Consider the following 419-nt stretch of genomic DNA (forward strand, 5'->3'; position numbering starts at 1 on the left):
GGATAAAAAACATATATAGAACCGCCTAATAAAAGACGATTCTATATACTCTATAAAACCAATTTACAAGGAAGAATCAATATTTAAAAATACCAAGTTATCCCCGTAGAAGCGTTAAATATAACCGAAGTGCTGCCTCCAGAAGAAGTATCAGCCAATTCTCCCGCTACAGTAGCGCCTCCCGTTTGAAGTTCGGTATACCATTCCAATCGAGGTATCGGACGAATATATAATTCTCCGTAAACTACATAACCGAGAGTATAGAAAAATGACTTTCTTCTCTCGTATGAACCCGTTTGGACATCTTGATACGAATATATATTTTTCGCGTTTACTATAGTTAGAGATAAAGCTGGCTCTAAATAAAACTCTATCGTATCGCTCTCCGTCTTAGCGCTAAAGCCCAAAGGAAAAGCTAT

1 pseudogene is annotated in these 419 nt (G+C 37.2%); it reads right to left on the reverse strand.

Going from position 1 to position 419, the window contains the following annotated elements:
- Nucleotides 1–83 precede the first annotated feature (83 nt).
- Nucleotides 84–419, reverse strand: a pseudogene (locus EZH24_RS13495) (variable surface family protein); the annotation flags it as partial.

It is taken from the genome of Brachyspira catarrhinii (genome assembly GCF_005518285.1).
GTDB classification, from domain to species: Bacteria; Spirochaetota; Brachyspiria; order Brachyspirales; family Brachyspiraceae; genus Brachyspira; species Brachyspira catarrhinii.